Raw genomic sequence first — 26,967 nt, forward strand, 5'->3', positions numbered from 1 at the left:
GCATGGCGGAGCTGCTGCCCACCTGGCAGGCCGGGGACCTGGTCGAGCGCATCGAGCGGTACCTGACCACCACGTTCGCGCTCTCTGACACCTCCGCGCGGGAGTCCGTGCGCCGCTTCCTGCGGGACCCCGAGTCCGGCATGTTCAAAGGTCCCTACGTCCGCCTCCGCCTGCCGTTCGAAGCGGCCCAGCACGGCTGGGAGGACTCCCTGGACTTCTACGGGGCCGACTTCCCGCCCTACGGGCACCAGGCGCGTGCCTTCGAACGCCTCACCTCCAAGGGCGGAGACGGTCAGCTGTTCCGCCGTCCCGAACCCACGCTGGTCACCACCGGCACTGGCTCAGGGAAGACGGAGTCCTTCCTGTACCCGATCTTGGACCATGTGCTGCGCGCCCAACGGTCCGGCATCACGGGCATCAAGGCGCTCATCCTCTACCCGATGAACGCCCTGGCCAATGATCAGGCCAGCCGCCTGGCACAGCTCATCATGGAGCACCCGGAGCTGCAGGGGGTGCGTGCCGCCCTCTACACCGGGCAGACCAGCAGCACCCGCAGCCGGGTCACCGCTGACGGGCTCATCAATGACCGTCACGAGATCCGCAAGAACCCGCCGGACATCCTGCTGACCAACTACAAGATGCTGGACATGCTCCTGCTCCGGCACGAGGACGCCGGGCTGTGGAAGGACTCCGCCACCAGCCTGCAGTACCTGGTACTGGACGAGTTCCACACCTATGACGGTGCCCAGGGCACCGACGTCGCCATGTTGCTGCGCCGGCTCGGCCACACGCTGAAGTCCCACTGGCCGCAGGACCTGGAGAACCACATCCACGGCCCCACGGAGCAGGACCGAGCCCGGCCCCTGGGACACATCACGCCGGTCGCCACCTCCGCCACTCTCGGGGGCGCCGGGGGAGCGGACACCATGCTCGAGTTCGCCGAGACGATCTTCGGTGAAGAGCTGACCCCCGAGGCGCTCATCACCGAGACCCGCAAGGAGTTCACCACGTGGCAGGAAGACAGCACACCACCGGCCACGGAACCCCGCGAGGTCGACGAGCTGCCGCAGGTCATCGCCGAGACCAACGAGGCCGTGAGGAAGGACTCGTCCCACCACGCGGTGATCTCCGCAGCGCTGTCAGCGCTGTTCCACAGCCCACCGAGCGCGCCCGTTCCCGCTGATGAGCTGCTGGCCGCCCTGCGGCACCACCCCTTCACCCAGGCGCTGGTGGAGCACAGCCAGCAGGCGGCGTCGCTCCGGGACGTGGCCTCCGGCCTGTTTCCTCGCCTGCCGGGTACCGCTTCCCTGGATGACGCCACCGAGTTCCTCAGCCACCTCATCGCCCTGTACTCCCATGCCCGGGCCGTCTGTGGCCGGGACGCACTCACCGTGGAGACGCATCTCTGGGTGAGGGAGCTGAGCCGGATCGACGCCGCCGTCGACGTCGTCACCTCCTTCCGTTGGAGCGACGACGGCACCACCGATGTCGAGGCCGAATCTGCTATGGGCGAGGACCTGCAGAAGCTGCACCTGCCCGCCATCTACTGCCGGCACTGCGGCAAGAGCGGATGGGGTGCGAAGGCCGCCCCTGAGGACGGGCACATCATCACCGAGAGCGATGAGATCCGCCAGGCCTCGCTCCACCAGGACTCCAGCTTCCGGGCGCTCATGAACGCCGTGCGCGAGGCCGACGATGCGACACAGCAGAGCCTCTCCCCGGCCGAGACCCGGCAGACCGGCCTGCGCTACCTCCACACCGTCCACCACACGCTGCAGACCGACCCACCAGGCGAACAGGACGAGGACTTCCAACGCGGCTACATCGTCCCGGTCAAGCTCCACGTCTCCCAGGAGGCAGGAGACCTCTCCCGGGACGACACCTGTCCGGTCTGCCTCACCCCGGACGCCATCCGCTTCGTCGGAAGCGCGATCGCCACACTCACCTCAGTGGCGGTCACCAACCTCTTCGGCTCCGAGGATCTGGACGCCCAGGAGAAGAAGGCCCTGATCTTCACCGACTCCGTGCAGGACGCCGCCCACCGGGCCGGATTCATCCAGGCACGGGCGCACACCTTCACCCTGCGCTCCGCGCTGCGCAGGGCCTTCGGTGAGGGCAAGGCGTCCGGAGAAGGCCGAGGGCAGGAGATGACCCTCAGTCAACTGGTGGACCGGACCATGATGACCCCACCCGGACTCGAGGAGACCGCCCGGCGCTACCGGCTGCTGCCCCCAGACCTGGCCGACCGCCCAGGCTTCCGTGAGTTCTGGGAGCCTCGGGCCACACCCCGACAGCGCCAGCAGGCCGAGACCCGCGTAAAACGGCGCCTGCTGTTCGACGCCTCCCTGGAACTTGGACTCCAGGCACGACTGGGCCGCACCCTGGAGCTCACCGGCACCGTCGTCGCCGAGGTCGACGCCGGCAGCCGGGCCTCGCTGCTCACCGCCGCCCAGCGCGCCTGGGACGCCAAGCTGCACGTGCTGCCGGACATCGGACTGCCCACCGAGCAGCGCTACCTGAACTGGGTGCGCGGCGTGCTGGTCCGCATCCGGCTGCAGGGCGGCATCGACCACCCCTGGCTGGAGTCCTACATCCGGCACGACGGCGCCCGGTACCACGTGTGGGGCGGCCGGCGTCGGCATGAAGGTATGCCCGCCTTCCCGGACAACCGCCCCGCGCCGGCCTTCCCGGTGATCGGCCCCAGCAACACCGAACGTGGGTTGGACCCGGTCACCTCGGCAGGCAGCTGGTACACCACCTGGACCCACCGGACTCTGGGAGTCAGCAGGGAGGACGCCAGCCGGCTGGCCCGCGAACTGTTCGAAGAGCTCGCCCGCACCGGGGTGCTGCAGATCCACACCACCGAACCCGGGGCACGGGCCTACTCCCTGCACCCGGACCGGATCGTGTTGGCCACCCCCACTGATGAGGATCTCGCCGCCGGGCGGCTCAGCCTGCGCTGCGAGGTCTGCGAATCCCAGAGCTTCGGCACCGCCGACGTCGTCGACCAGCTCGCCGACGCCCCCTGCCTGCAGAGCACCTGCACCGGCACCATCCGTCCCGCCGCGATCCCCGGGGATGACTTCTACCGCAGCATGTATGAGAACCCGTCGGCGCGCCGCATCGTCGCCCGGGAGCACACGTCCTTGTTGGAGGACAAACTGCGCCTGGAGTACGAAGACGCCTTCCGGAGCTCCGAGGACCACCCGGACGCCCCCAACGTGCTGGTGGCCACCCCCACCCTGGAGATGGGCATCGATATCGGCGACCTCTCCTGTGTGGTCCTGGCGTCCATGCCCCGCACTGTGGCCAGCTATGTCCAACGCGTCGGGCGGGCCGGACGCCTGACCGGCAACTCCCTGGTGCTCGCCTTCGCCCGAGGGCGCGGCGAACACCTGCCCAAGCTCTACGACCCGCTCTCGGTGATCAACGGCGAAGTCCGGGCGCCGTCGACCTATCTGCAGGCCGACGAGATCCTCACCCGGCAGTACGCCGCCTTCCTCGCCGACCACCTGGCCCGAGACCCGCAGGCGCCCCACCCCGCCACGGTGAAGCAGGCCCTCGGCTCCACTGAGCCGGACTCGTACCTGGGGCAGCTCCAGGCCCTGTCCGAGACCCGGGGCGCGGAGCTCGTGGAGGAGTTCATCGCTCAGTTCGGCGAGCACCTGGACGAGAACAGCTGCCAGCGGCTGCGTCGATGGTCCGCGGAGGACCTCACCGGGGTCCTGCAGGAGGCCCACCGCCGGTGGACCCAGGACCAGGAAGACCTGCAGCGCCGCATCGCGGACGTGGAGCGCGCCGTCGCTGAACTGGACAGGGACCACGACCGGGCCTCTAAGGACTACCCGGACCCAGAGCATCCCAAAGTTCAGGAGGCTCTGCGGAACCTGCGGTCGGCCAAGTCCCAGCTGAAGCGGCTCTACCACGAGGCCGGGGAGGAGCGCCGCGACTATTGGCTCTCCGCACTTGAGCACCACGGGGTGTTCCCCAACTACACCCTCATCGGGGACGCCGTGACCTTGGAGGTCGGCATCTCCTGGAGGGACGAGGAGACCCAGCAGTTCGTCGCCGCCAGCGAGACCTTCAGCCGAGCCTCCGGGGTAGCCCTGCAGGAGCTCGCCCCCGGCACACGCTTCTACGCTCAGGGGATGGAGATCGCCATCGACGCGGTCGAGCTCGGGCCCGATGCCCGAGAGATCCAGGACTGGCAGATCTGCCCTGCCTGCGGATGGCGCAAGGCGGTGGAACGGATCTCCGAGGATCCGGTGAAGCACCGCGGCACGGTGACCACCTGCCCGCGGTGCCGGGATGCCGGCATCGCCGACATCGGGCAGATCCGTTCGGTGGTCAAGCTGAGCAAGGTCAGCGCCGAGGTCCGCCGGGACGAGGCCGTCATCTCGGACAGCCGCGATGAACGGCAGCGCACCATGTTCGCCGTCCTCGGCACCGCCGACATCGACGTCTCCGGTTCCCAGTCTTGGTTCGTGAAGAACACCGGGCTGGGCGTGCGGCACCTCCGCTCAGTGGACCTGACCTGGTACAACCTGGGTCGGCAGGGACGCGGCGGCACCCAGCTGCGCATCGCCGGCCACGAGATCGCCGCACCCCTGTTCCCACTGTGCACCTACTGCGGACAGCAGGACACCCACGCCCGGGAGAACCACGCCCAGGACCACCGGTTCTGGTGCCGCCACCGCACCAGCCAACAGGAGCACACCCGACAGGTGATCCTCGCCCGGACACTGACCACCCAAGGGGTCTGCCTGACGCTCCCGGTGGCGGCCACCGCCGCTGACGAGTTCGCCGTGCCCACGCTCAAGGCCGCCCTGCTGATGGGGCTGCACCAGCACCTCGGCGGCACCCCCGGAGCCCTGGGCGTGATGAGCGTGCCCGACCCCTCCGCCGGGGAGGGGCAGGACGCGCTGCTGCTGCATGACACCGTGCCCGGCGGCACCGGCTACCTCTCCATATTCCTTGACCCGGAGAAGGTCCACGGCGCGCTCGTCGCGGCCTGGAAGACCGTCCGGGCCTGCCCCTGCCGAGACGAGGGACGCCGCTCCTGCCACCGGTGTCTGCTGCCGTTCGCCGACTACGGGCACGAGGACAGCGTCTCCACTGTGGCCGCCGAGAGGCTCCTGACACTGATGCTCGGCCTCGGCGGGAAGGAGGCTGGTGGAGCCGAGCCTCAGGGGACGGAGGAGCCCTCGGTGGCGTCCTGGCAGATCCAGGAGGAGATCGAGGCCGACACCTCCGGGGAATCACACCTCGAGATCGCCTTCCGCACCGCGCTGAAGCAGCGGCTGGAGGCCATCAACGCGCGCGTGGAGCCCAGGCCCGGCCCCACCGGGGAGGTCCTGGACATCGTCATGCCGGACAACCGACGTCGGTGGAAGCTCGAACCGCAGGTCGACGTCGCCGGCAGCCGGCCCGACTTCCTGCTCTCCGCCGACGACCCGAACCTTCCCACCGTCGCTGTGTTCACCGACGGCCGTGCCTACCACGCCGACCCCGCCCACAACCGGGTCGGCGATGACGCCGTCAAGCGGCACCGGATCCGCGACGTCGGCACCCGACGTCATATTCCGTGGGCTGTGACGGCAGAGGATGTGGAACGGTTCCACCGCGGAGCTGACAGCACCCCCGACGACGGCGGTGCCGGAGACTGGATCAGTGACCGAGCCCTGGGCATGTTCATGCAGCACCACAGCCTCGACGCGTCGATCACCCGAGCCCTGCACGCGGGTTCCATGGAGCTGCTGTGGTGCTGGATGCTCCACCCTGAGCTGGAGGCGTGGGAGAAGGTCGCCGACGTCGCCCCGGCTCTGGCGATGACCAGTCTGACCAAGGACGTCCCTCCAGAGGTCACGGGTGCAGAGAGCCTCGGACGCGGGGCGCAGGAGGCGCTGTCGACGCACCTGCGTCGGGGCCCAGGAGACGAGCCGGCTGCGGCCTGGTGGCGGCGGCACGACGAGCACCTCCAACTCGTTACCGCTGGAGACCCCACCAGCAGGAAGCCGGGCGCCCTCCGCACCGTGCTGCTCCTGCAGGACGATGACGACGCCCTCCACAGTCCTGCCTACGCGCAGTCCTGGCGGCGGTGGCTGTTCTGGAGCAACCTCATCGCGTTCCGTGAGACCACCGACCATGCGGTCGTGGCGACGAGTTCACACATCTCCTCGATCCTCGACGAACGTCTGCCGGCTCAGTCTCGTCGGGCGGTCGCGGAGGAGACCGCCGTCGAGCCCACCCAAAGCTCCGTCGAGGAGCCGACGCTGCCCTCGGAGTGGCTCTCCATCCTCACCGAGGCCTACGAGGACGAACGAAGCTATCTCCAGGAGCTCGCGCAGATCGAAGGCCTGAGCGCGCCCGACTTCGGTCACGAGATCGACGGCATTCCCACTCAGCTGGCCTGGAGGAGGCAGCGCGTCGTCGTCACCTACGAGGTGGACGAGGCCCACGAGCTGCAGAAGGCCGGCTGGACCGCCCTGCCCACTGACGACGTCCCCGGCGTCCTGAAGGCGCTGAGCATCGGCCAAGGAAGAGAGGACTGACCCGTGCCCTTCGTCTCCATGGCCTCCACCAAGAACAAGGTGGACGGCTCCATCAAGAAGCGGATCTACGACTTCCTGCAGAAGCTCCAGGCCGATGACACCACGCCCGGCCTGCACATCGAGCCCATGAAGGAGCCCCAGGACCGCCGCGTCCGCACCGGACGGGTGACCCAGGAATGGCGCGCCGTGCTCTACAAGATGGAGGTCCCCGGCGAGGACGCCCATTACGTCTACTACGGCACCTGGCACCACGACGAGGCCATCAGGATCGCCCGCTCCACCGTGCTGCGGCTCAACCCCGCCTTGGGGACCCCGGAGTTCGAGGATCGAGGCGCGGCACCGCAGCCGCAGGAGGCTGCGGCGCCCCAGCGGACCGAGGCCCCGCCGGTTCAGGAGACGCCGCCGGAGGAGCCTGCGCCGGCGGCGACGGCAGCGGCCGTTGTCTCCGCTGCGACGGTTCCTTGGACCAACGCGCTGAGCACCGGGTGGACGGCAGACGCGCTGCATGAGCAGGCCGGCATCAACCCGGACCTGGCCTCCCGCGCCTTGGCTGCCACCAGTCAGGCGGAGTTCTCTGGAGTGGTCGACGACGCCCCGGAGTCCCAAGGGCTGGTGCTGCTGGGGCTGGCCAGCGGGGAGAGTCTGGATCAGGTGCGAGAGGACCTCAACCTGAGTCCGGCGGGCGAATCGACAGATGCCTCGCCGGATGTACAGGTGGTGGACGCCATCCGCCGCGGCAGCGCCGGCTTCGCCTACGTCGGCGACTCGGACGAAGAGCTGCGCACCGCCCTGGAGTCCATGGACATCGACCGGTGGCGGGTCTTCCTCCACCCCGAGCAACGGGTCTACGCGGAGAAGGCCACCACGGGCGCCTACCGCCTGTCTGGCGGAGCGGGCACCGGCAAGACCGTGGTGCTGCTGCACAGGGCGCGGCACCTGCACCGGCAGAACCCGCAGGCTCGCATCCTGCTCACCACCTTCACCAAGACGCTGACGTCCTCGCTGACCGAGAACCTGCGCCGTCTCGACCCCGAGATCCCCCTGGTCGGACTCGGCGAACCCGGCGTGGCGATCCTCGGCATGGACCAGGTCTCGGCACAGATCGTCCGGGACGCCTCCCCAGAGGAGGTCGACGCCGCCGTCGCACGGGTCCTGGGGTCCGGCAGGAACCGGCTCAGCAGCCGAGTCGCCAAGACCGCGGAACTGTTCGACGCCGCCGTCGAGCGGGTCCGGCCGGACCTGGCGGAGGAGCTGACCGCCCCGGCGTTCCTGGAGCAGGAATACACCACCGTGGTGCTGGCCCACCAGATCACCTCTGAACGTGAGTACGTGCGGGTCCCCCGTGCCGGCCGGGGCACCGCCCTGAACCGCGCCGCTCGTCAGCAGCTGTGGAAGGTATTCGCCCAGTTCCGCCAGACGAACCAGCTCGACGACGCCGCGACCTTCCCGGAGCTGGCGGTCATCGCCGCGCAGATCCTGGACGACCGCGCCGCCCGCGGCGAACGGCATGCGGTGGACCACGTGCTGGTGGACGAGGGGCAGGACTTCCACCCCGGCCACTGGATGCTGTTCCGGGCGTTGGCGGCCGAAGGGCCGGACGATCTGTTCATCGCTGAGGACTCGCATCAGCGGATCTACGGGCAGAAGATCGCCCTATCCCGCTACGGCATCAAGGTCCGTGGCCGCGCCCGACGGCTGCGCCTGAACTACCGGACCACGGCGGAGAACCTCGCCTACGCAGTGTCCCTGCTCTCCGGGGACACCTACCTGGACATGGAGGAAGAGCTGGAGCGCTCCGACGACTACCGCTCGGTGCGATCCGGACCCGCGCCGGTGACCATCTCCGCCGCCGACGTCGCAGGGGAAGTGGACGCCGTTGCAGCACGGATCCGCGGATGGATGGAGGCCGGGCACCGGCCCTCCGGCATCGGAGTGCTGGTCCGCAGTGAGAGGGCCCTGACCACGGTCATCGAGGCGTTCGGAGCGGTGGAGCTGACAGACGGCAAGGAGCCGGTGCGTGTAGTGGACGCGCGCCGGGCGGCGAGGCTGCGGCCCGACGAGATCCCTGCGATGACCATGCACGGTGCGAAGGGGATGGAGTTCGAGTGCGTGGCCGTCATGGGGGTGGGGGAGCAGGACATGCCCGCTCGGTGGACCCTGAGCCGTATGCCCGAGGCAGAGCACCAGGACGTCCTCATGCGCGAACGGTCCGTGCTCTACGTGGCCGCCTCCCGTGCCCGGGACGAACTGGTCGTCACGTGGTCCGGTCAGCCCAGCGCCCTGCTGCCGGAGATGTGAGGCCCGGACTTGTCAGCGCAAAACCGTAGCGTGGAGGAGAGGTAGACAACGACATGCGACGCAATCCCTTGGCAACGTTGGTTCCCGTACTGGGCATCACGCTCCTGGCCACGTCCTGTGCGCCGGAGGCAACGTCGCAGGATGAAGATGCCACGTCTGCAGCTGGCGAAGCCCCGTCGGCCGACCATGCGGCAGACCGGAGCGGTGAGGAAGCACAGGAGTTCGAAGACGGGGGGCCACAACCTGACGATCTGTATGCGGCGCCCCGGCCTCCCGCCAGCGAGGACCCGCCCATCTATGACTATGCCTCGGTGCCGACGCCTGAATCCCCGTTCGACCATGCCCCGATGGAGCGCGCGTGGTCGGATGCACTCGGGAACGGGGCTACCCCCGATGACACAGGACTGATCGAGCTTGACGAGCCGGCCACAGAGCTCACCATCGATGGCGAGACCTACACGGTGGAGGGTGTCATCGACCCTGGCAGTGCCACACCCCTGTATGAGGACCAACTCACCCAGGATGGCGTCGGGCCGCTGGCAGAGGAACTGACGAACGTTCCGTGGCATGACAGGCGCGAGGACGTCCTCCAGGACAATGCCACGGCGACAAGCTGCGGTGAAGAAACACAGCACCTCTGGGTGGCTTTCGACACGGACGAAGGGCCCACCTGTTTTGAGGAGCCGGGTGGCGTGACCGACCCGTACTTCCGTGGGATCAGCGTTTTCTGCACCAGGGATGGTGCTCCAGGAGCCAGGACCGTCTACATGGGCTTCGGAGGCGAGCAATCGTTCAATGCAGAATGGGGCGACCAGACAGGCTGGGACATGATGTATCGAGGGCCCAGGCTGGAAGGCGACAACAGCTGCTATGCCTTCACGGTCCCCGTCCGAGGGGCCACCACAGAGTAGAGACCCGCCGCTGCAGCGCCGAAGGAGACAGATGGTTCGCACGCTCCGTCGGGTGACGACAGACCGTGCCGGGGACAGCCTTCAGCTGATCCCCATGCTGGACATGACGTCGCGCTCGTCCACGGCTTCTGGCACCACTACGGCGTCCTTCAAAGAGGTCTTCTCCGCCATGAGATGGTTCAGGTTTTCGTCGAAGGACACGATCTCCGGGTCCGGGTGGATCGCCATCGGCAGGTACACGTGCACCGGCTTCTGCTGGCCAATGCGATAGACACGGTCGGTCGCCTGGGCCTCCTTCGCCGGATTCCAGTGCCGTTCCAGGTGGATTGCGTGGTTGGCCCCCGTGACGGTCAGGCCTCGGCCCGCGGCCACCGGCGACATGATGATCACGTGGAAGCCAGGCACCTGTTCGAACTCGCGGATCAGCTCCCCGCGGCTCCCAGATCCGGCGGGACTGCTGGTGGCTTTGGTGTCTCCGTTGATGACGCGGACTTGTCGTCCGTATCGCCGGCCCAGCCAGAGCGCCAACCGACGCTGCACGGCCTTGTTAATGACGAAGACGATCGCCTTCTCACCGTGATCCCGGATCTCGTCGAGGACCTGCATGAGGGCGATCATGCGCGCACCATCCGTCCATTGCGGGTCTTTGGCGTCCCACGACGTCTCTGACGCGTCTGGGTGCAGACTGATGGTGCGCAGCTTGCCCAGCGTCTTCAGGGCGGCCCCCTTGGTGGAGGCCCGAGCCCGATGCCCACTCAGCACCTGCGAGTAGCATTGAGCTTGCTTGTCCGGCATGGCGATGCGCAGCCGTTCGGTGAACTCAGCGCCCGGTGCGTGTGCCCCGGCATGGATCGTCTTGGTGGGGAGGTCCTGGAGGTGGTCCTCCTTATTCCGGCGCAGTATCAGAGGACGCGTCGCTTCAGCCAGTCGCAGGCCCAGGCGCTGCTTCTCCTCCATTCCGGCACCCCGGAGAGGCTGGACCCACCTCTGTCTGAACTCCAGCCAGGTGCCGAGCGCACCCGGCTGTGCGGTGTCCATCAGACACCAGAGATCTTGGAGGCTGTTTTCCACCGGCGTGCCGGTGGCCACCAGCTTGAACCGGGCCTGCAGGCCCTTGGCCGCCCGCGTGCGCAGCGCTTCGGGGTTCTTGATGTCCTGAGCTTCGTCGAAGATCACCGCGCCCCAGTGCACGCTCCCGAGCGAGAGCTGGTAGGAGGCCAGGGTGTCATAGGTGGTCAGCACCACGCGCCCCGGCTTGTCGAGCCGGTGCTCTCCAAACTGGTCTCCGACAGCGAGTGAGAGGCGCACGTCGGAGGTGTTGAGCATGCCGTCATCGAGCTGCGCGGCGCTGACCTCCGTCTCCCGGCGGCGACCCTGGAGGCGGAACCGCGTCAGATCCGGTCCATGCAAGGTCAGGACATCGTCGAACGGATCGGAGGTGAAGGACTTCTTCATCTCGTCGGTCCAGTTCTCCAGGAGTGTCAGCGGCAGCACCAGCAGGTGCGGCCTCTCCGGCTCCCCTTCCGCGCTGCGGATGTCTTGGATGAACTGCCGCAGCGCCACCAATGTCATGAAGGTCTTGCCGAGGCCCATGTCGTCGGCCAGGATCGCGCCCTGCACGCGATCGGGATCGTCGAAGGGCCTCGCCAAGGAGGCCCGCATGCGGGAGACCAACCATTCGATGCCCTCCCGCTGATGCGGAAACGGGGAGTACTTCAGGTCGTTCAGGTCGACGCCGGCGGTGGAGGCCGCTACGGCACGGCGGGCCTCGTCGAAGCCGGGTGACGAGGTGTCGTCATCTATCAGGAAACCCACAGAGACGGCGTCGTCCGGCTTCGCAGGAGCGGAGACTTTGGGAGGAGTCAGACGCCGCCGACACTCCTCGAGGACCCCGGTCACCTTCTCCCGGTCCGAGACGTCGATGAGGTGCTCCTCGTTGTAGGGGATCACGCTGCCACCCCGCTCCCAGGTGCGCTCGATGGTGTCCTCATGCTCGATGAGCGTTTCCATGTCCTGGATGAGGTCCACCAGCTCTTCTGGCTGGATGACCTCCTCAGTCTCGGAGAACCACTCCTGAGGCGCGTCAGAGGCAGCTTTGAACGTGACCGGTTCCAGTCGGCCGATAGCTCGGACCCGGATGCTGAACGTTTCGAGGTCGACTTCGGGGACCAGGGTGTCATCCTGCGGGCGGAGGTAGTCGCCCGGGGCACGGAGAAACTCCTGAGACCTGTCAGGTGGGATGTGCTGGTTGGTGTGAATGGTACGGATGGCCTGCAGCTGACCTCCAGTGATGGGGATCAGAGTGTTGCCGACCCGGAGAACGCCTCCATCCTGAGTGGACGTAGTCCGTAGCTGACTCCACCTAGAATTCAACTCCTCGGGTGTGTGCCCGGAGCCCAGGTCCGGGGTCAGCAGCAGAGACCCATCGTCGTGCTGGTCCACAGTGACCCGCACCCGTTCCGGCACGTGGGTGGTGAACTTCTCGAAGTGGTGAAGATTCATGGGGAATCGCGTGCCGGCGGTGTCGTCAGAGTCCCCATCCAGGTGGCCGGTGCGGCGCACGTCCTCGGCGAACACCGTAGTGAACTCTGCCGCCGACTCCCTGGCCTGGTGAAGCCTAGCCACCAGCCGCACGTTCACTTGCTCGGAGCGCCGAGCAGGCGGGATCTGGTGATGATCCTCGACGGCCCTCAGCGCATCGACCAGCGGAGCGGTGAGGCGGTACTCCTGCACGTGTTCACCGTGGCCGAGACTGAGGATCGCACCGGTGCGTCGATACGGCTCGCTGCGCCGACCCCGGCGTGCCTCCATGGTGAACTCGAAACGCGAGGTCGTGGTGTCACCGGTGATGCGTGTGTCGAACTCGCCGGCATATCGCGGTGGCAGGCTGAGAAGTTCGGCGACGTCATCGTCCAGATGGCCGACTGTGGTGACATCGAGGTGGAAGCTCTGCCCCTCCTGGCGGGCCTGGCCACGTTCCTCCAGCATCTGCAGGATGATGTGACGTTCGCTTTCCACCATCGGGGCAGTGCCGCTCTCAAGAGCTGACCACAGCGGCTCGGGGAAGGTGATCGTCGCGCCGTGCTCGTCCCAGGTCGTCTGCGCAGAGGGCAGGTCTTGGTCCGGGTGAGTGCTGGGCGACTTGCGGCGACGGGGGAGGATCTTGTCCAGAAATGACATGGTGCGGTCCTCAGAGGAGCTCGTAGGGGGTGCCGTGGATACGTCGGTACTCGTCATACGACTCCGGCGACATCAGGCGCTTGAGGGAGGGAATCGGTATGTGCCGGACCGCGAGGAACTGCAACGCGTTGACCTGCCAGGTGCTTCCTCTGTGTCTGAAGCTCTGCCTGACTCTCAGGCGCCCGGGGGCCCGAAGGTCAGCAGCCTCCGGCACATCCTGCCGGAAGAACGCGAGGCGCACTCCTTCCTGTGACCGGTCGAACAGCTCTTCCACCCTCGGCCCCGTGTAGGCCCATAGTTGAAAGTTATGGCTCCCTTCCACTAACTGAAATTCACCGCAGTCCATAGCAATGACGACGAGGGTGGCGACCTCGCCGCGCGCACCGAGAAGTGGTGTGATCGACGAAGCCAAGGAGCGGTCCACAAGGGTTTTCACATAGTCCCCGGCGACTTGCCCCATGAAGAGGCGAGTCTCGCGGACCATCCCAGCCTCGAGCAGTCCCTTGATGAAGTACTTCCGGTCCTCAAACATCCGACGTTCGTCGTCCAGGTTGGTGCTCTCAATGAAGTTTTCGTAAGCGTTCAGGAACAGCTCCAAGTCCCGCCGGCTGAGCCAGGAGGTCACGGTTCCCCGCGCTCCGTCATCGATTTCGCGCCACCACTGGAACCAGCTGGAGGAGTTCCGCAGGCGAGGATCGCCAGCGATAGCGAGGATCGCCTCGATCCATGCGTCGCACGGCACTGCGGCGGGCCTGCTCATCGCCTCCACGGCGTGATGCCCTAGGGCACGGCCGTCTGACATGATCGTGCCGTGGAGCGCCGGTTCCACGAGCTCCTGGAGGAAATCGTGGGGGACTGAGGGATCCGCGGAGGCGATCCTGGCCAGGAAGTACTCCGCCGCGAGCGCCGCGCCGAACTCGCTGTGTCGGTAGGAGCCCAAGTTCCATGAGCTGATCAGCTCATCCAGGGCTCGACCCCGCTCCTGCGCGTGGCGGGCGAGTGTGCGCGGCGCGGCCGCCGAGGCCAGCACAGGGGCGTTGCTGCTCAGAGCCTTGAGCAATCCCGAGACACGGCTGCCGGGGAGACGGGCCGCCTGTGACTGCAGAGCGCTCTGGACCGCGCGAGCCAGCTGTGGATCCCACTGCTGCAACGAAGTGAAGTACTCCAGGTGGAGTGTGAGCAGCTGCAGGACCCCCATAGGGGAGAGGTGGCTGCGTCTCCCTGCGACAGCACGGATTCTCTTCACCGTCATAGTCTGGCGGGCCAAATCCTTGTCTTCTCCCCACGCAGCGAGGACTGCGCGTCTCATTCCGGGCCCCTGCGCGATCAGGGCCTGCACGTGCTCCTCATCGTCGCGTTCGAGAGCCTTACGTGCCTCGGCACGGGCATCGACCAGATGGCCGCCGCTGTGCACCCGTTCGCGCAGCTTACGCGAGGACTCGACCAGCGGAGTCCATTCTTCGGGCAGCGAGTCCCAGTCGGCGAAGCTCCTGGCGGACGGAGGCGCGGGCAGCCAGCTCATCCCTCCTCCTCCCGGGTGAACTGCTCGCTGAGGTCCTCCATGTCGTCAGAGGAGGGACGCACGATGGTGAAGCGGATGTCGATGCGCCGATTGGCGGCCCGCTGGGCGTCGTCGTCCTGTTCTTCAGTGGCGGGACGAGTCTCGGCGTAGCCGGAGACCGAGAACAGGTTGTCGCCGTGGGCGCTGCGCAGCTGGCTGAGCCGATCGTCGGCCGGCAGCTGGTCCTCCCACAGGGACCACAGGGAGATCGCCCGGAACGTGGAGAGTCCCCAGTTGCCGGTGCCCTCCAGTCCGTCGAACGCCATGTTGTCCGTGTGGCCCTCCACGAACACGGTGTCCAGGTGTTCGAACCGCTCATCCTTCTGGATCGCCTGAGACACGGCGGTGCCGATGGCGAGTGTCACGTTCTCGTACTGCTCGCTGATTTCATACTCGGAAGCGGCGAATCCGAGCTGCTCGTTCGGGATGCTGAGCACCGAGTTGTTCTCGGTGACGTGGACCTCGATACCCTGGCGCTCCAATTCGTCCCGGATCTCGTCCACCAGCTCGGCGCGGACCTGTTCAGCGGACTGCAGCTCCTCGATCTGCTCCTCGAAGTCCTCGTGCTGGTCCTCCAGGGCGAGCTGCTGATCCTCCAGGGTGAGCTGCTGACGGCCGAGATTGAGGGCCAGAATCACCACGGCCAACACAAATACGGCCAGCAGGGCAGCCATCAGGTCTGTGAAGGAGATCCAGTATGAGCTGCCGTCCGGGGAGTCACTGGAGCTTCTGCGGCGCAAGATCCGCATTCTTCATGCGTCCTTTCAAGTCAGAGATCTCCTCGAGGGTGCCCTGAAGGCCCTCAGCGATGGCCTGCATGTTCTTTGCGTATTCCCGACTGTGGACGTTCCAGGTGTTCATGCGGTCGTCAGTCTGGGACTTGACGGTGGAGCCGTACTCGTCGAGCCACTTCCGCATCTGCACCTGCAGGTCCTCCACGTTCTCCTTGACTCGGGTGAGGAACGCGTCCTGCTGTTCGTGCAGTGACGCGTAGGTCTGAGCCGCCTCCGCGGTGGCGGCTTTCTGCGTCTCGGCGGCTTCGAGCACGCCAGCGGCGACTTCCCGCAGGCGCTGCTCATGGATGTCGAGCTGCTGGATGGAGCTGCTCTGGGCCTCGCTGATCCTGGTGAAGTCGTCGGAGAACTGGACGCGGTGCTCGTCCATGGACTCGGCGGACCGGGCCCACTGGTCCCCGACGGTCCGCAGATCCTGCGTGCTGGACCTCAGCGTGGTGCTCGACTCCTTCATGGATTCACCGGCGGTGCCGACCACACCGGCCAGGCGCTCGGCCAGCTCCACGCTGTGCTGCCGCTCAGTGCGCATGGCTTCCAGCAGAGCCAGGAGTTGGTCCTCGAACTTCTGGCTGCGTTCTTCCATGACGGCGACGCTCTGCTGGACCGCCGATTGGACGGTCTCTTGAGTCTGGGCACCCTGCTGCTGGATGGAGGCCAGTGTGGAGGAGAGCGCGGAGTTGATGGCTTCTGCCGAGGTGCTGAGGTCCTTGGTCGCATCGGAGAGCTGTTCGGCCTGGGCCGAGCCGAGCTCACGGAAGCTGCCCTCGAACTCGCGCATGAGCGACTCGAGAGCGCCGTGAGTCTGCTCGCTGGAGCGGCTGGAGATGTCCTGCAGCACGGGGGCGATGGCACTCTCCAATGCCGTGGTGACTGCCGTCTGCATGTCCCCTGCCATGCCCTGGATGGCCTCTTGGAGCTTCATTCCGATCTTCTCGTGGAGCTCGTTCAAAGACAGCGCAGAGTCTTCGGTGGCATGCTCGATCTTGACCAACGAGCTTTCCGGTGTGTGTCGATTGAACAGGCCATCGATACGGGTCTGGAGCCCGGCGACCTTCTCATCGCAGGACGCCGCACACGCGAACCGAATGACAGCGGTGATCAGACTGGCCGCGACGCCGGCGATGGACGTCAGGAAGGCTGCCGAGACGCCGGAGATGAGCTGCTGGACACCCGTCTGGAGTTCAACGATGTCACCCTCGGTGCTGCCGCCCAGCTGAAGCCCGTACAGACCGATGGCCAGGCCGAGGAACGTTCCCAGGACGCCGAGGGCGGTCATCGCAGACGGCATGAAGGCCAACCCACGGGAGTGGACCAGTTCCTTGGCGAGAGACTCTGAGTTGAACACGTCTCGAGCATCGACGGTGTTGAGCAGTTGGCTCCCCGAGCGATCCTCGACGAACGTTTCATCGAACTCCTGCCACAGGTGGCGGACATCCGCAGGCACGTCTGACGACTCCGAGGCTGCCAAGGCGCTGGACCTGCTGGCTCGTAATGCGGCCATATCCAGCTGGTCCACGATGACGTGCAGAGCCTTCACCCGCCTCCTGCACACAGACGTCCGACGAGTGATGGCGCTGAGTGCGCCGAGGAGCATCGCGCCCACGACCACCAGGAACCCCAGCACGACGAAGTCAGGTGGATCCTCCGGCGGCCACGGAAGCCATGCCCCCAGCGAGAATGCGAAGTGAAAGTGCATTCGGTTGCCCCTCAAGATGAACGTACGTGGCCCAGACCTCGAAAGTCGGACGACGTGATTGTGCAGTGCGAGTGATTGCTGAGAGACCTCGAGACAAGAATGGACTCGTCAAGAGTGCTCTGAGCAGGTGGAGGACAGAATACTCCGATTATCAGGCTGTGTTAGATGGAATTAGCTGTGAATCGTGTTGGCCGTACCTCGGCAAGTCTAGGATCGTGTGTGCGCGCAGGGACGGTGCTGGCTCTAGCAATGCGAGCGTCCGTCCCCAGAGGTGCTGTGCTGGGCTCGCGCTGAGGCCCAGCACAGCAACGCTAGGATCGTCGTCACTGCTCTCAGCACGTCACTGACGGACCCACTCGCTGCATCGAGAGGTCTCGAAGGCAACGTCGGACTCGGCGATGGTGACGAACCCTTGGCCGCTGACGTTGTCGTTGGTGATGATGTCGTTGAGTTCGCCGCTGAGCCCCGAGAGTCGGGCCCAGTAACAGCTGCGATCGCCTTCGAGGTTCATCCGATAGGTGCCCGGCTGGATGTCCTCACCTACCAGGTAGACCCCGCTGCCCGGGATCGTGTTCTCCTCGATTTCCAGCTCAGTGGCTGAGACATCCTCTTCCCGGGTCTCGAGTTCGCCTTCCAGCTCCTCCAGCTCCTCGGCCCACTCCTCGAGTTCCGCTTCGCGGGTGTCGAGTTCCTCATCCCGCTCGTCCGCCGCCTCGCGCTGCTCCTCGAGGTCCTCCGGCTCCACCTCGACCTCGACTTCGACCTCCTCGGTGACGGGTTCGGTCACCGTCTCGGTGACCACCTCCGGCTCCGCCTCGGTGCAGGCGGTCAGGGCGAAGGACGCCGCCAGCAGAGGGAGGGATCCTGCGGCGAGGCGACGGGGCGCCGTCGTCATGGACTGCGTGGGGGTGCTGAACGCAGTGCTGATGGGGGTGAACATGGTCTTCTCCTCACAGATCGGTACGGTGCATCATGCGCGAAGACCCGTCGCCGTCGATGGGGAAGCGGGTGACGGAATCACTCTCGAGAACCCGGTTCCTCGCGTACAGAAATCATCAGGCCCACCTCTGACATGTCTGCATGAAGAACTCTTGCGCCGAGGTCAGCGCCACCGTGTAGCGTCGAGGCGTCCCGACGGTTCGCGGCGCCGATGGCGCGCGGTGAGGAGAGAGTTGTCCACCTCTACCCAGATGACCGACCTTGAGCAGCGCATCCGCGAGCTCACCTCTGCCCAGCCCTTCGCGGTCCACTGGCAGATCCGCGACCTGACCTCCGAGGAACCCACCACGATCGGCGACGGCGCCCACGCCCAGGTGCCCTCCTTCAGCACCCGTAAGGTCAGCGTCCTGCTGGCCTGCCTCGCCTTGGTCCACCAGGGCAGGCTTTGCCTTGACCAGCGACTGCCCATCACCGAGGAACTCAACGACGGCGTCCAGGCCGGCATCATGAAGGACCTCGCCCCCGGTGTCGAGCTCACCCTGGAGGACCACCTGAGGCAGATGATGATCACCTCGGACAACATCTGCACCCAGCTGGTCTTCGACGCCATCGGCCAGGCTGTCCAGCCGACCAGCATGAACCAGGGCGACAGGCAGGAGGGCCGCGCCGCCGCCGCGCTGCAGCAGGTCAACGACTACTGCGCCTGGGTGGGCCTGCGGAACACCCTCCACCGGGAGATCTTCCCCCGCAGCGGTGAGTTGACCTGGCACCACAGCATCGAGCAGATGACCGTCACCACCGCCGCCGACCAGGCCCACCTGCTCGCCCAGCTCGGCCGCGGCACCCAGGACACCGATGCCGCCGAAGCCCTGCACCTGACCCCGGAGCTGTGCCGCGTCGCCGTCGAACTCATGCACGGGCTCCACACCCCGCTGCTCGGCGCGCTGACCACCCGGCTGCGTATGGCCGAAAAGAACGGCCGTGGGCTGCGCAGCCTCTCCCAGGTCGGGCTCGCCACCACCGACGACGGCGCCCCGGTCGCCGCCGTCGCGGTCTACGCCGAGACCATCCCCACCGAGCTGCCCGACGGCACACCCGGCCGGATCGCCGCCTACGAGCTCTTCGGGCAGATCGGGCAGGAGATCGAAGGCTGGTACGACGGAGTCGGCCGCGGGGAGGGGCGGCGCGCTGAGTCGGACGCGCGGGGCACGCAGACTGTCCGCGTCCCCAGCCTTTTCCGTATCCCCGACGACGTCCCCGGCACTGACGCGCAGCTGGAAGCCACCGCGGCCCACCCCGGCGTCCTTTCCGCCATCGGTGGGGTCACCGGCGGAGGGCATGACGGCGGCACCGTGGGTCGCGACGTCCTCGGCCACCGCGACTTCCACCCGCTGGCCGGCACAGGCAAACTCCTCGCCGCGCTGGCCCTGGCCGAGGTCGATGCCGCCGACCCTGGCCTGCTGGAGATGCCGGTGACCATCACCGCCGCACACCGGCTGGCCGCCGTCGTCGGGCCCCTGCGGCTGCCGCCAGGCTCCAGGGGACACGCAGGCGAGGGTGCCGCCGACCTGACGCTGGGTCTGCATGACGCTCTCGGACTCATCATCGGCACGTCCGACGCGGCCACGTCCTTGGCCGTCCGGGACGCCCTGGAGACCAGGGGAGTGGACCTCGCGGCGGAGGCCCGGGCATTCTTCGACAGGTTCAGGCTCCGTGACGAGCCCTCGTTCCATACCCAGATCACCGGGTTCGAGGACCCCGAGACCGCCCGCGGAGACCTGCTGACCGGGGAGACCTCAGCCCACGAGCTGCGCCAGCTGCTCATGATGCTGACCGCCGGTGGCGGGCTCGTCGGCGAGGATGTGTCGGACCGGGGAAAGCTCGGGCTGAACCCTACCGCCGCACATCGCGTCCTGGGCTGGATGTCTCAGGTGTTCGAACCCTCCGGACTTGCCTGGGCCCTGCCCGGCTATGGACCGAAGAAGGTGCCCCAGTGGACGGTCTCCGGACTGGAGTCCCGGGCCGCCCAGCACGGAGCAGCAGTCAGCGAAGGCTGGACCTCGGTGCTCATCACCCGCCGGCCCGGCGTCGCACCGACCGACGGGGGAGTCCTCTGGATGGCCGCCCACGTGCCGGCTCGCACGGGCAGGGACGCCTCCCGGATCCTCGGCGAACTCGGGCTGACCCTCCACCGGCGCGGACTCAGTCGGCCCACGCGTCGAGGGAGCGTGTCGCCGATGTACATCAGCGACAGCTGATCGTCATCGGCTGAGCAGCTCCTCAGTGTCGGTCCCGGGCACGGCCACCGAGACCTGGGTGCCCCACGGGTCCTCGGTGACCACGCGGTGCCCCTCATCGGCGAAGCTGATCCCCTGCGCGCGATACCGGGCCACCAGGGCGTCCAGGTCCTCGCGGCCCGGCACAGTGATCGCCAGATCACCCAACCCCAGGCGGGAGGACCGGGGCCCGGCCCCACGGCTGTTCCAGGTGTTCATCGCCACGTGGTGGTGATACCCGCCGGCCGAGGCGAAGAGGGCGCTGTTCCAGCTGGCGGTCGGATCGAAGCCCACTGCGCCCACATAGAACTCACGTGCCCGGGCGACGTCGCCCACCTGCAGGTGCACGTGCCCCACCCTGCCGGCGCGGGCGGCGCCGGCGTCGAGCACCTCCTGGTCCAGGTGGCGGCGCAGGTACGCGTTCGGGTCCAGCGGCAGATTGTCCATGCGGACCTGCGTCCCGGTGACCTCCCAGGTCTCCCGGGGCCTGTCCCGGTAGAGCTCGATGCCGTTGCCCTCCGGGTCGGCGAAGTAGAACGCCTCGCTGACCAGGTGATCGGCCGAGCCGACATACCGGGACCGCGGGTGCTGCGCGGCCCGGTGGACGGTCGCCGCCAGGGAGGCCTCGTCCTCGAACAGGAACGCCGTGTGAAACAGGCCCGCCTCATGCGGGTTCACCCCGGGCAGATCCGGGGTATGGATCAGCCGCACCATCGGCGTGGCACCGCGGCCCAGCACCCGGTGGACCTCCCGGCCCCGAGTGCGCTCCTGCAACGGTTTCATGACCAGGGCGGTCTCGTAGTAGGCGGACATCGCCTCCAGGTCACCCACCCGCAGGGTGACCGCGTCCATGGCGGTGGCGGCGTTCAGGGTGCGGCCATCGGCGGCCGGGATGGAGTCGGGGGAGACGTTCGGCATGAGAGCTCATCCTCGCGGCGTCGTCGGTGGACGCAGTCCGGCCACCGGTTGGTTGTTGCTACAAGTGTGAACGCGGAATCAGGGTGGTTTGTTCCGTACGTGCCGAGGCGCGTCAGGGGAGTGCCGGAGTGTGTCTCACCCCAGTCCGCCGGCCGACATCGCCACCAGCGCCTGCACACAGTCCTCCTCGGACCACTCCTGATGGGTGGTGTGCTGTTCGATGCTCAACGTCACCGCCGCCGAGAGCAGGGAGGTCGCCATGATCTCCAGCCGAGCCGACGACGACGGCGCCTCCGCGAGACCTTCGGCTACCTTCGCCGCATCGAGGCGGGCCAGCCGGTCGGTCAGCAGACCCACGATGGCCTCCTTCTCGGCGCGCAGCTGCTGGGACTCGTCGTCCCGGCGTCGGGCCAACGCATAGGCCACCAGCCCGGTGAAGGAGGGGTACTCGCGCAGGAACGCGAAGGCCGCACGGATCTGCGCAGTGAGGCTGGCCCGGACAGCGGCCAACCCCTCGCCGTCGTCGAGCTCATCCATGATGCGCTGCAGCTCCTCCGCCCCATGCACCAGCATCTGGCGCACCAGGTTCTCCTTGGAGCCGAACTGGTAGTACACCGAGCCCTTGGCCACACCCGCGATCGCGGCCAGCTCGTCCACCGAGTGCTCCTGCACGCTGCGGTGATCGTCCAGGGACATCAGCGCCTGCAGCAGCCGCACCCGGGCCGAACCGCGGCGCACCCTCCCGGTGGGGTGCTCCACCGTGTTCGCGCTCATGCCGCCTCCTCGATGGCCGGCTGGAGCCGCTTCAGGCTCCACATCTTCTTCTTCCGGATCGCCAGCACCAGCAGGGTCAGCCCCACACCGGTGGTGGCCAGCAGCGCGGCGATCACCGTGGACAGGGTGGCCAGGTCGGCACCGTAGATCACATGCCGCAGCCCGTCGACCACGTAGCTCATCGGCAGCACCGGGTGCAGCGCCTGCAGCGGCTCCGGCAGGGTCTGGGGCGGGAATGTGCCCCCGGAGGCCACCAGCTGCAGCACCAGCACCAGGATCATCAGCATCTTGCCCGGGTTCCCTAGCAGCGCCACCACACCCTGGACCAGGGCGGAGAACGCCATGGAGGCGGCGAACAGCAGCGCCAGCGCCAGCCACGGATGCGCCGGGGTCAGGCCCAGCCCCAGCACCACGGCGGTGTAGAGCAGCAGGCTCTGCGTCAGAGACAGCAGCAGGAACGGAATCCAGGACCCCAGGGCGATCGAAGCCGACGGCGCATTCGAGGCCAACACCCGGGGGGAGGTGGGCCGAAGCACCTGCAGCATCACCAGTGCACCGATCCACAGCGACAGCGCCAGGAAGAACGGCGCCATCCCGGCCCCGTAGTTGCCGGCCTCCGCCTGCGCGGTCTGATTGACCTTCAGCGGATTGCCGATCACCTCGCTGATCTCCTGGCGCTCATCCTCGTCAGGGTTAGGCACCTCGTCCGCGCCGTCGTCGAGTCCCTCAGCCAGCTCCTGGGTGCCGTCGGTCAGCTCCACCGAGCCGTCGGAGGCCTCGGCGAGCCCGTCCCGCAGGGCGATCGCGCCGTCGGAGAGTGCCGTGGCGCCCTCGTTGAGCTCGCCGGTGCCGGTGATCAGCTGGCCCACCCCCTGGTGGGCCTCATCGGCCCCGTCGGACAGGTCCGAGGCGCCGGAGCTCAGTTGCAGGGCACCATCACGGGCGGTGCCCACACCGTCGGAGAGGTCCGGGGTGGAGGCCGAGAGCTCAGCGGCACCGTCGGCCAGCGCCGAGCTTCCGGTCAGCAGCTCCGAGGCGCCGTCGGCGACCTCGCGGGAGCCGGCGGCCAGAGCGTCGATGTTCTCCTGCGCCTCACCCAGCTCGCTGCGGGCCTCCTGGGCTCGGGTCAGCAGCTCCGAATCCTCGGCCACCGAGCCCAGCGCCTCGTGCGCCTCCTCCACCTGCTCCTGCTCGATCACCCCGGCGTCCAGCAGATCCTGGACCGCCTGATCCACACGCCCCTCGGCCGAGGCCTCGAACTCGGAGATGATGTCATTGGCCTCATGGGAAGCCGCGGACAGCGCCTCATTGCCGTCGGCCACCTGCTCGGCGCCGTCGTGGAGCGTGCTGATCCCGGTGTTCAGTTCGGAGGCGCCGTCGGAGAGCTGCCCGGCGGCAGTGTCCACCGCATCCGCGCCCTCCTGCAGGTCAGACATGCCGGAATACAGCTCCGAGGCGCCGGTGGACAGCTGGCTCGCACCGTCGGAGAGCTGCTCGGTGCCCTCGGAAAGCTGCCCCAGGCCCAGGGCGAGTTCGTCCACGCCGTCGTCCAGGTCCCCGGCGCCGTCGGCCAGATCCACCGAGCCGTCATGCAGCTCGCTGATGCCGTCGCGCAGCTCCCCGGCGCCGTCATGGAGCTGGGTGGCGCCGTCGGCGGCGTCCACCAGCTGCCGGTGGATCTGCCCGAAGCCGGTCAGCATCGCATCAGCGGTCTCCTGCCCGACCTCGCTGGAGACCGACTCATGGATCTCCGAGGCCAGCACCGAGACGATGTTGCTCAGCAGATAGTTGTTCGCCTCATTGGTGGTGATGTCCAGGATCGCCTGATCCGCAGACTCGAAGCTCGACGGCGAGGCCAGCGCCTCCGAGAAGTCCTCCGGGATGATCAGCGCGAACTGGTGCTTGCCCGAGGAGACGCCGGCCTCCGCGGCCTCCCGGGAGTCGACCTCCTCCCAGCCGAAGGAGGCGTCGTCGATCAGCTCCTCGGCGACGTCGTCACCGATGGTGCGGTGCTCGCCCTCGAAGTCCGCGCCCTCATCCAGATTCACCAGTGCGGCGTCCACGCCCTCGAGGTTCTCGTAGGGGTCCCAGTTGGCGTAGAGGTAGATGCCCGCATAGAGCACCGGCACCAGGGCCAGCCCGAAGATGGTGATCAGCGGGGTGAAGCTGCTGGTCATCCGGGCGAACTCGGAGCGCACCAGGCGCAGGAACGTCATCGCTTGTCCTCCAGCAGGTCGTCCAGGTCGGTGTCCGGGGTTGTCTCGTCCGGGGTTGTCTCGTCCGGTGATGTGTCGTCGAGGGCGACCACCTCCGCGGCAGCGGCCTCGACGTCGTCGTCGGCTGTCTGGGTCACCGCTTCTGTCTCGGCCGCGGTATCTGTCTCACCCGCCACAGCGGTCTCGCCGGCAGCCTCTGCCTCGAGGTCCTCAGAAGACTCCGCGCTGAGCAGGAACGGCCCCTCGTGGTGCCCGGCGAACCCGCAGGGGATGTCCTCCCGGGTGGGCGCCTCCTCGAGGACTGCCAGCACGGCACGGTCGTGGTCCACGCTGCAGCGGTCCTCCAGGAAGTCCAGCAGCTGGTCGCGGTCCACCTGATGACGGTCGGGGGAGTCCACGACGGCGAAGCGCACCTGCGGGTCGGAGAAGGCCAGTTCCAGCAGCAGCCCGACGCGCTCCAGGGGTTCCAGCGTGTCGATCCGGGCCCCGGCGAGGTCCTCGGCGTCGTGCTCGGCGAGCCAGGCGCGGACCCCGATGCGGCGGGCCTCCTTGCCCACCCGGCTGCGCAGCGGGCGCAGCGCCAGGAACTCGGAGACCACGTTCTTCACCGTCATGTGGTGCTCGGGTGCCGTGATGGTCGGCGCGTCCACCAGGGCCGTGCGTAGCCGCAGCGGGCGCAGCTCGGCGACCCCGTCGATGCGCACCTCACCTGCATCGGGCGCCATCCGGCCCGAGGCGATCAGTGCCAGGGCGGTGCGCATCATGGCGGTGGGCGCCTGCAGGACGGCGAGCCCGCCGTCGGGAACGGAGAAGGAGGTCGGCTCGACCAGGCGGCCGTGATGACCGTCGAAGGCGACGTCGTGGAGTTCCAACATGCTCCCCAGTATACTCTTAAACTGACTGGTCAGTATAAAAATGTGAGGAACGGGTCATCGCCCCAGGGCCCGCGGAGAGGGCGGCCCCGGTCCACGGCAGGGCCGCCGCCGGAGGAACGTCAGACGCTCGGCGCCCCTGTGACGGTGTTCATAGGCACCAGCGATGCACAGTCCTAGACTCAGCCCGAGGCGGCCTCCGCCGAGGATCCGGTGCGTAGAGGCCGCGATCCGTCACGGAAAGGGGCACCTCCCATGCCGACAGCCGCACGCCACATCGTCGACACCCTCCACGCCAGCGGAGTGCAGCGGGTCTACGGGATTCCCGGCGACTCGCTCAACGGCTTCACCGATGCCCTGCGCGCCGCCGACACCCTCGACTGGGTCCAGGTCCGTCACGAGGAGACCGCCGCCTTCGCCGCCAGCGCGGAGTCCCAGATCACCGGCGAGCTGGCGGTCTGCGCCGGCAGCTGCGGTCCGGGCAACCTGCACCTGATCAACGGGCTCTACGACGCCCAGCGCTCGCGCACCCCGGTGCTGGCCATCGCCGCACACATCCCCAGCGAGGAGATCGGCTCAGGCTACTTCCAGGAGACCCACCCGCAGGAGCTGTTCCGAGAGTGCAGCGTCTACGTCGAACACGTCACCGACGCCGAGCAGCTGCCGCGGCTGCTGCGCATCGCCATGCGCGAGGCCCTGGAGAAGCGCGGCGTGGCCGTGCTGGTGATCCCTGGTGACGTCGCCCTGCAGGAGATCACGGCCACTCCGGAGATCATCCGCGCCACCAGCTCCGCGGTCACCCCGGCCGACGATGCCCTGGCCGCCGCAGCCGAGGCCCTCAACGGCTGCGACCGGGTGACCATCCTCGCCGGAGCGGGCACCGCCGGCGCCCACCCGGAGCTGCTGCAGATCGCCGAACGGTTGCAGGCCCCCATCGTCCACGCGCTGCGCGGCAAGGAGCACGTGGAGTTCGACAACCCCTACGACGTCGGCATGACCGGCCTGCTGGGCTTCTCCTCCGGATACCACGCCATGGAGGCCGCCGAGACGCTGCTGGTGCTCGGCGCGGACCTGCCTTACCAGCAGTTCTACCCGGAAGACGCCACCGTGGTGCAGGTGGACCTCCGCGGCGAGCAGATCGGCCGCCGCACGCCGGTCGACGTCGCGTTGGTCGGGGGAGTCCGGGAGACCGTCACCGCACTGCTGCCCCGGCTGGACGCCCACGCCAGCTCCAAGCACCTGGATTCGGCCACCAAGCACTATCGGCGCACCCGGAAGGACCTGGACTCGCTGGCCACCTCCTCGAAGCGCACCATCCACCCGCAGTACCTGGCCCGGCTGGTGGACCAGGCCACCGCCGAGGACGCCGTCTTCATCCCTGACGTCGGCTCCCCGGTGGTCTGGGCCTCCCGCTACCTGACCATGAACGGCCGACGCCGACTGATCGGATCCTTCACCCACGGCTCCATGGCCAACGCGCTGACCCAGTCCATCGGCGCGGCCTCCGCGGACCCGCGCCGGCAGGTGGTGGCGCTCGCCGGCGACGGCGGGCTGACGATGATGCTCGGCGAGCTGCTGACCCTCACCCAGGCGCAGCTGCCGGTGAAGACGGTGGTCTTCAACAATTCCTCGCTGAACTTCGTGGAGGTGGAGATGAAGGCCGCCGGCTTCGTGAACTACGGCACCGGGCTGACCAACCCCAGCTTCGCCGACATCGCCGAGGCGATGGGCATCCGCGGCATCCGGGTGGAGTCCTCCGAGGAGCTGCCGGCCGCGGTGGAGGAGCTCTTCGCCCATGACGGGCCGGCCGTGCTGGACGTGGTCACCGAACGCCAGGAGCTGTCCATGCCGCCGACCATCACCGCCGAGCAGGCCAAGGGCTTCACCCTCTACGCCATCCGCACGGTGCTCTCCGGCCGCGGCGACGAGCTGGTGGACCTGGCGCGGACCAACTGGCGCCAGCTGTTCTGAGCGGCCGCCT

Annotated in this window: 14 protein-coding genes; 5 read left to right on the forward strand and 9 right to left on the reverse strand. The window is 67.8% G+C overall.

The annotated features are described in order from the left end of the window. The first annotated feature begins 2 nt into the window (after positions 1 to 2). Genes ACYVKI_RS02925 through ACYVKI_RS02935 form a run of 3 tightly spaced genes read left to right on the forward strand, consistent with a single transcriptional unit; the run spans position 3 to position 9,760 of the window. Complete coding sequence (locus ACYVKI_RS02925; protein WP_460688839.1) at positions 3 to 6,551, forward strand: DEAD/DEAH box helicase; 6,549 nt, start codon at positions 3 to 5, stop codon at positions 6,549 to 6,551. A 3-nt stretch (positions 6,552 to 6,554) separates the two neighbouring features. After that, the gene (locus tag ACYVKI_RS02930; protein WP_460688840.1) at positions 6,555 to 8,849 is read left to right on the forward strand and encodes a UvrD-helicase domain-containing protein; all 2,295 of its coding nucleotides are present in this window, start codon (positions 6,555 to 6,557) and stop codon (positions 8,847 to 8,849) included. Positions 8,850 to 8,902: 53 nt separating this feature from the next. Further along, a complete protein-coding gene (locus tag ACYVKI_RS02935) occupies positions 8,903 to 9,760 on the forward strand; it encodes a hypothetical protein (RefSeq protein WP_460688841.1) in 858 nt (285 codons plus the stop codon). An 81-nt stretch (positions 9,761 to 9,841) separates the two neighbouring features. Here the strand turns inward: ACYVKI_RS02935 and ACYVKI_RS02940 are convergent, their stop codons facing one another. From ACYVKI_RS02940 to ACYVKI_RS02960, 5 genes are all read right to left on the reverse strand, one after another. After that, on the reverse strand, positions 9,842 to 12,940 hold the full coding sequence (locus ACYVKI_RS02940; RefSeq protein WP_460688842.1) for a DEAD/DEAH box helicase: 3,099 nt from the start codon (positions 12,938 to 12,940) through the stop codon (positions 9,842 to 9,844). Between the two features lie 10 nt (positions 12,941 to 12,950). Further along, positions 12,951 to 14,462 (reverse strand): EH signature domain-containing protein, encoded by a 1,512-nt coding sequence (locus ACYVKI_RS02945; protein ID WP_460688843.1) that lies wholly within the window; start codon positions 14,460 to 14,462, stop codon positions 12,951 to 12,953. After that, on the reverse strand, positions 14,459 to 15,175 hold the full coding sequence (locus ACYVKI_RS02950) for an OmpA/MotB family protein (RefSeq protein WP_460688844.1): 717 nt from the start codon (positions 15,173 to 15,175) through the stop codon (positions 14,459 to 14,461). Before ACYVKI_RS02950 ends, ACYVKI_RS02945 begins: the two co-directional genes overlap by 4 nt. Positions 15,176 to 15,218: 43 nt before the next feature. Continuing rightward, positions 15,219 to 16,991, reverse strand: coding sequence for an anti-phage ZorAB system protein ZorA (zorA, locus tag ACYVKI_RS02955; RefSeq protein WP_460688845.1), 1,773 nt, complete (start codon positions 16,989 to 16,991; stop codon positions 15,219 to 15,221). 340 nt (positions 16,992 to 17,331) lie between these two features. Further along, positions 17,332 to 17,931 carry a hypothetical protein gene (locus tag ACYVKI_RS02960; RefSeq protein ID WP_460688846.1) on the reverse strand — a complete coding sequence of 200 codons (600 nt, stop codon included), beginning with the start codon at positions 17,929 to 17,931 and terminating at the stop codon, positions 17,332 to 17,334. A gap of 232 nt (positions 17,932 to 18,163) precedes the next feature. Here ACYVKI_RS02960 and ACYVKI_RS02965 point away from each other — a divergent pair, with 232 nt between their 5' ends. Beyond that, positions 18,164 to 20,188, forward strand: a complete 2,025-nt coding sequence (locus tag ACYVKI_RS02965) for a serine hydrolase (RefSeq protein WP_460688847.1) — start codon at positions 18,164 to 18,166, stop codon at positions 20,186 to 20,188. 3 nt (positions 20,189 to 20,191) lie between these two features. On the opposite strand, the gene ACYVKI_RS02970 is transcribed toward ACYVKI_RS02965, so the two are convergent. From ACYVKI_RS02970 to ACYVKI_RS02985, 4 genes are all read right to left on the reverse strand, one after another. Continuing rightward, positions 20,192 to 21,124, reverse strand: coding sequence for a VOC family protein (locus tag ACYVKI_RS02970; protein ID WP_460688848.1), 933 nt, complete (start codon positions 21,122 to 21,124; stop codon positions 20,192 to 20,194). Between the two features lie 135 nt (positions 21,125 to 21,259). Further along, the gene (locus ACYVKI_RS02975; RefSeq protein ID WP_460688849.1) at positions 21,260 to 21,898 is read right to left on the reverse strand and encodes a TetR/AcrR family transcriptional regulator; all 639 of its coding nucleotides are present in this window, start codon (positions 21,896 to 21,898) and stop codon (positions 21,260 to 21,262) included. Next, positions 21,895 to 24,114, reverse strand: a complete 2,220-nt coding sequence (locus tag ACYVKI_RS02980) for a YhgE/Pip domain-containing protein (protein WP_460688850.1) — start codon at positions 24,112 to 24,114, stop codon at positions 21,895 to 21,897. Before ACYVKI_RS02980 ends, ACYVKI_RS02975 begins: the two co-directional genes overlap by 4 nt. Then, complete coding sequence (locus ACYVKI_RS02985; RefSeq protein ID WP_460688851.1) at positions 24,111 to 24,989, reverse strand: hypothetical protein; 879 nt, start codon at positions 24,987 to 24,989, stop codon at positions 24,111 to 24,113. Before ACYVKI_RS02985 ends, ACYVKI_RS02980 begins: the two co-directional genes overlap by 4 nt. Before the next feature lie 252 nt (positions 24,990 to 25,241). Here ACYVKI_RS02985 and poxB point away from each other — a divergent pair, with 252 nt between their 5' ends. Then, entirely contained in the window at positions 25,242 to 26,957 is a 1,716-nt protein-coding gene (poxB, locus tag ACYVKI_RS02990; RefSeq protein WP_460688852.1) for a ubiquinone-dependent pyruvate dehydrogenase, read from the forward strand. Positions 26,958 to 26,967 lie beyond the last annotated feature (10 nt).

It is taken from the genome of Nesterenkonia suensis, from assembly GCF_054782935.1.

Coding starts and splice junctions, on each gene's coding strand:
- ACYVKI_RS02925 (WP_460688839.1), top strand. CDS start 3: ATGGCGGAGCTGCTGCCCACCTGGCAGGCCGGGGACCTGGTCGAGCGC.
- ACYVKI_RS02935 (WP_460688841.1), top strand. CDS start 8,903: ATGCGACGCAATCCCTTGGCAACGTTGGTTCCCGTACTGGGCATCACG.
- ACYVKI_RS02940 (WP_460688842.1), bottom strand. CDS start 12,940: ATGTCATTTCTGGACAAGATCCTCCCCCGTCGCCGCAAGTCGCCCAGC.
- ACYVKI_RS02945 (WP_460688843.1), bottom strand. CDS start 14,462: ATGAGCTGGCTGCCCGCGCCTCCGTCCGCCAGGAGCTTCGCCGACTGG.
- ACYVKI_RS02950 (WP_460688844.1), bottom strand. CDS start 15,175: ATGGCTGCCCTGCTGGCCGTATTTGTGTTGGCCGTGGTGATTCTGGCC.
- zorA (WP_460688845.1), bottom strand. CDS start 16,991: ATGCACTTTCACTTCGCATTCTCGCTGGGGGCATGGCTTCCGTGGCCG.
- ACYVKI_RS02960 (WP_460688846.1), bottom strand. CDS start 17,931: ATGTTCACCCCCATCAGCACTGCGTTCAGCACCCCCACGCAGTCCATG.
- ACYVKI_RS02970 (WP_460688848.1), bottom strand. CDS start 21,124: ATGCCGAACGTCTCCCCCGACTCCATCCCGGCCGCCGATGGCCGCACC.
- ACYVKI_RS02975 (WP_460688849.1), bottom strand. CDS start 21,898: ATGAGCGCGAACACGGTGGAGCACCCCACCGGGAGGGTGCGCCGCGGT.
- ACYVKI_RS02980 (WP_460688850.1), bottom strand. CDS start 24,114: ATGACGTTCCTGCGCCTGGTGCGCTCCGAGTTCGCCCGGATGACCAGC.
- ACYVKI_RS02985 (WP_460688851.1), bottom strand. CDS start 24,989: ATGTTGGAACTCCACGACGTCGCCTTCGACGGTCATCACGGCCGCCTG.
- poxB (WP_460688852.1), top strand. CDS start 25,242: ATGCCGACAGCCGCACGCCACATCGTCGACACCCTCCACGCCAGCGGA.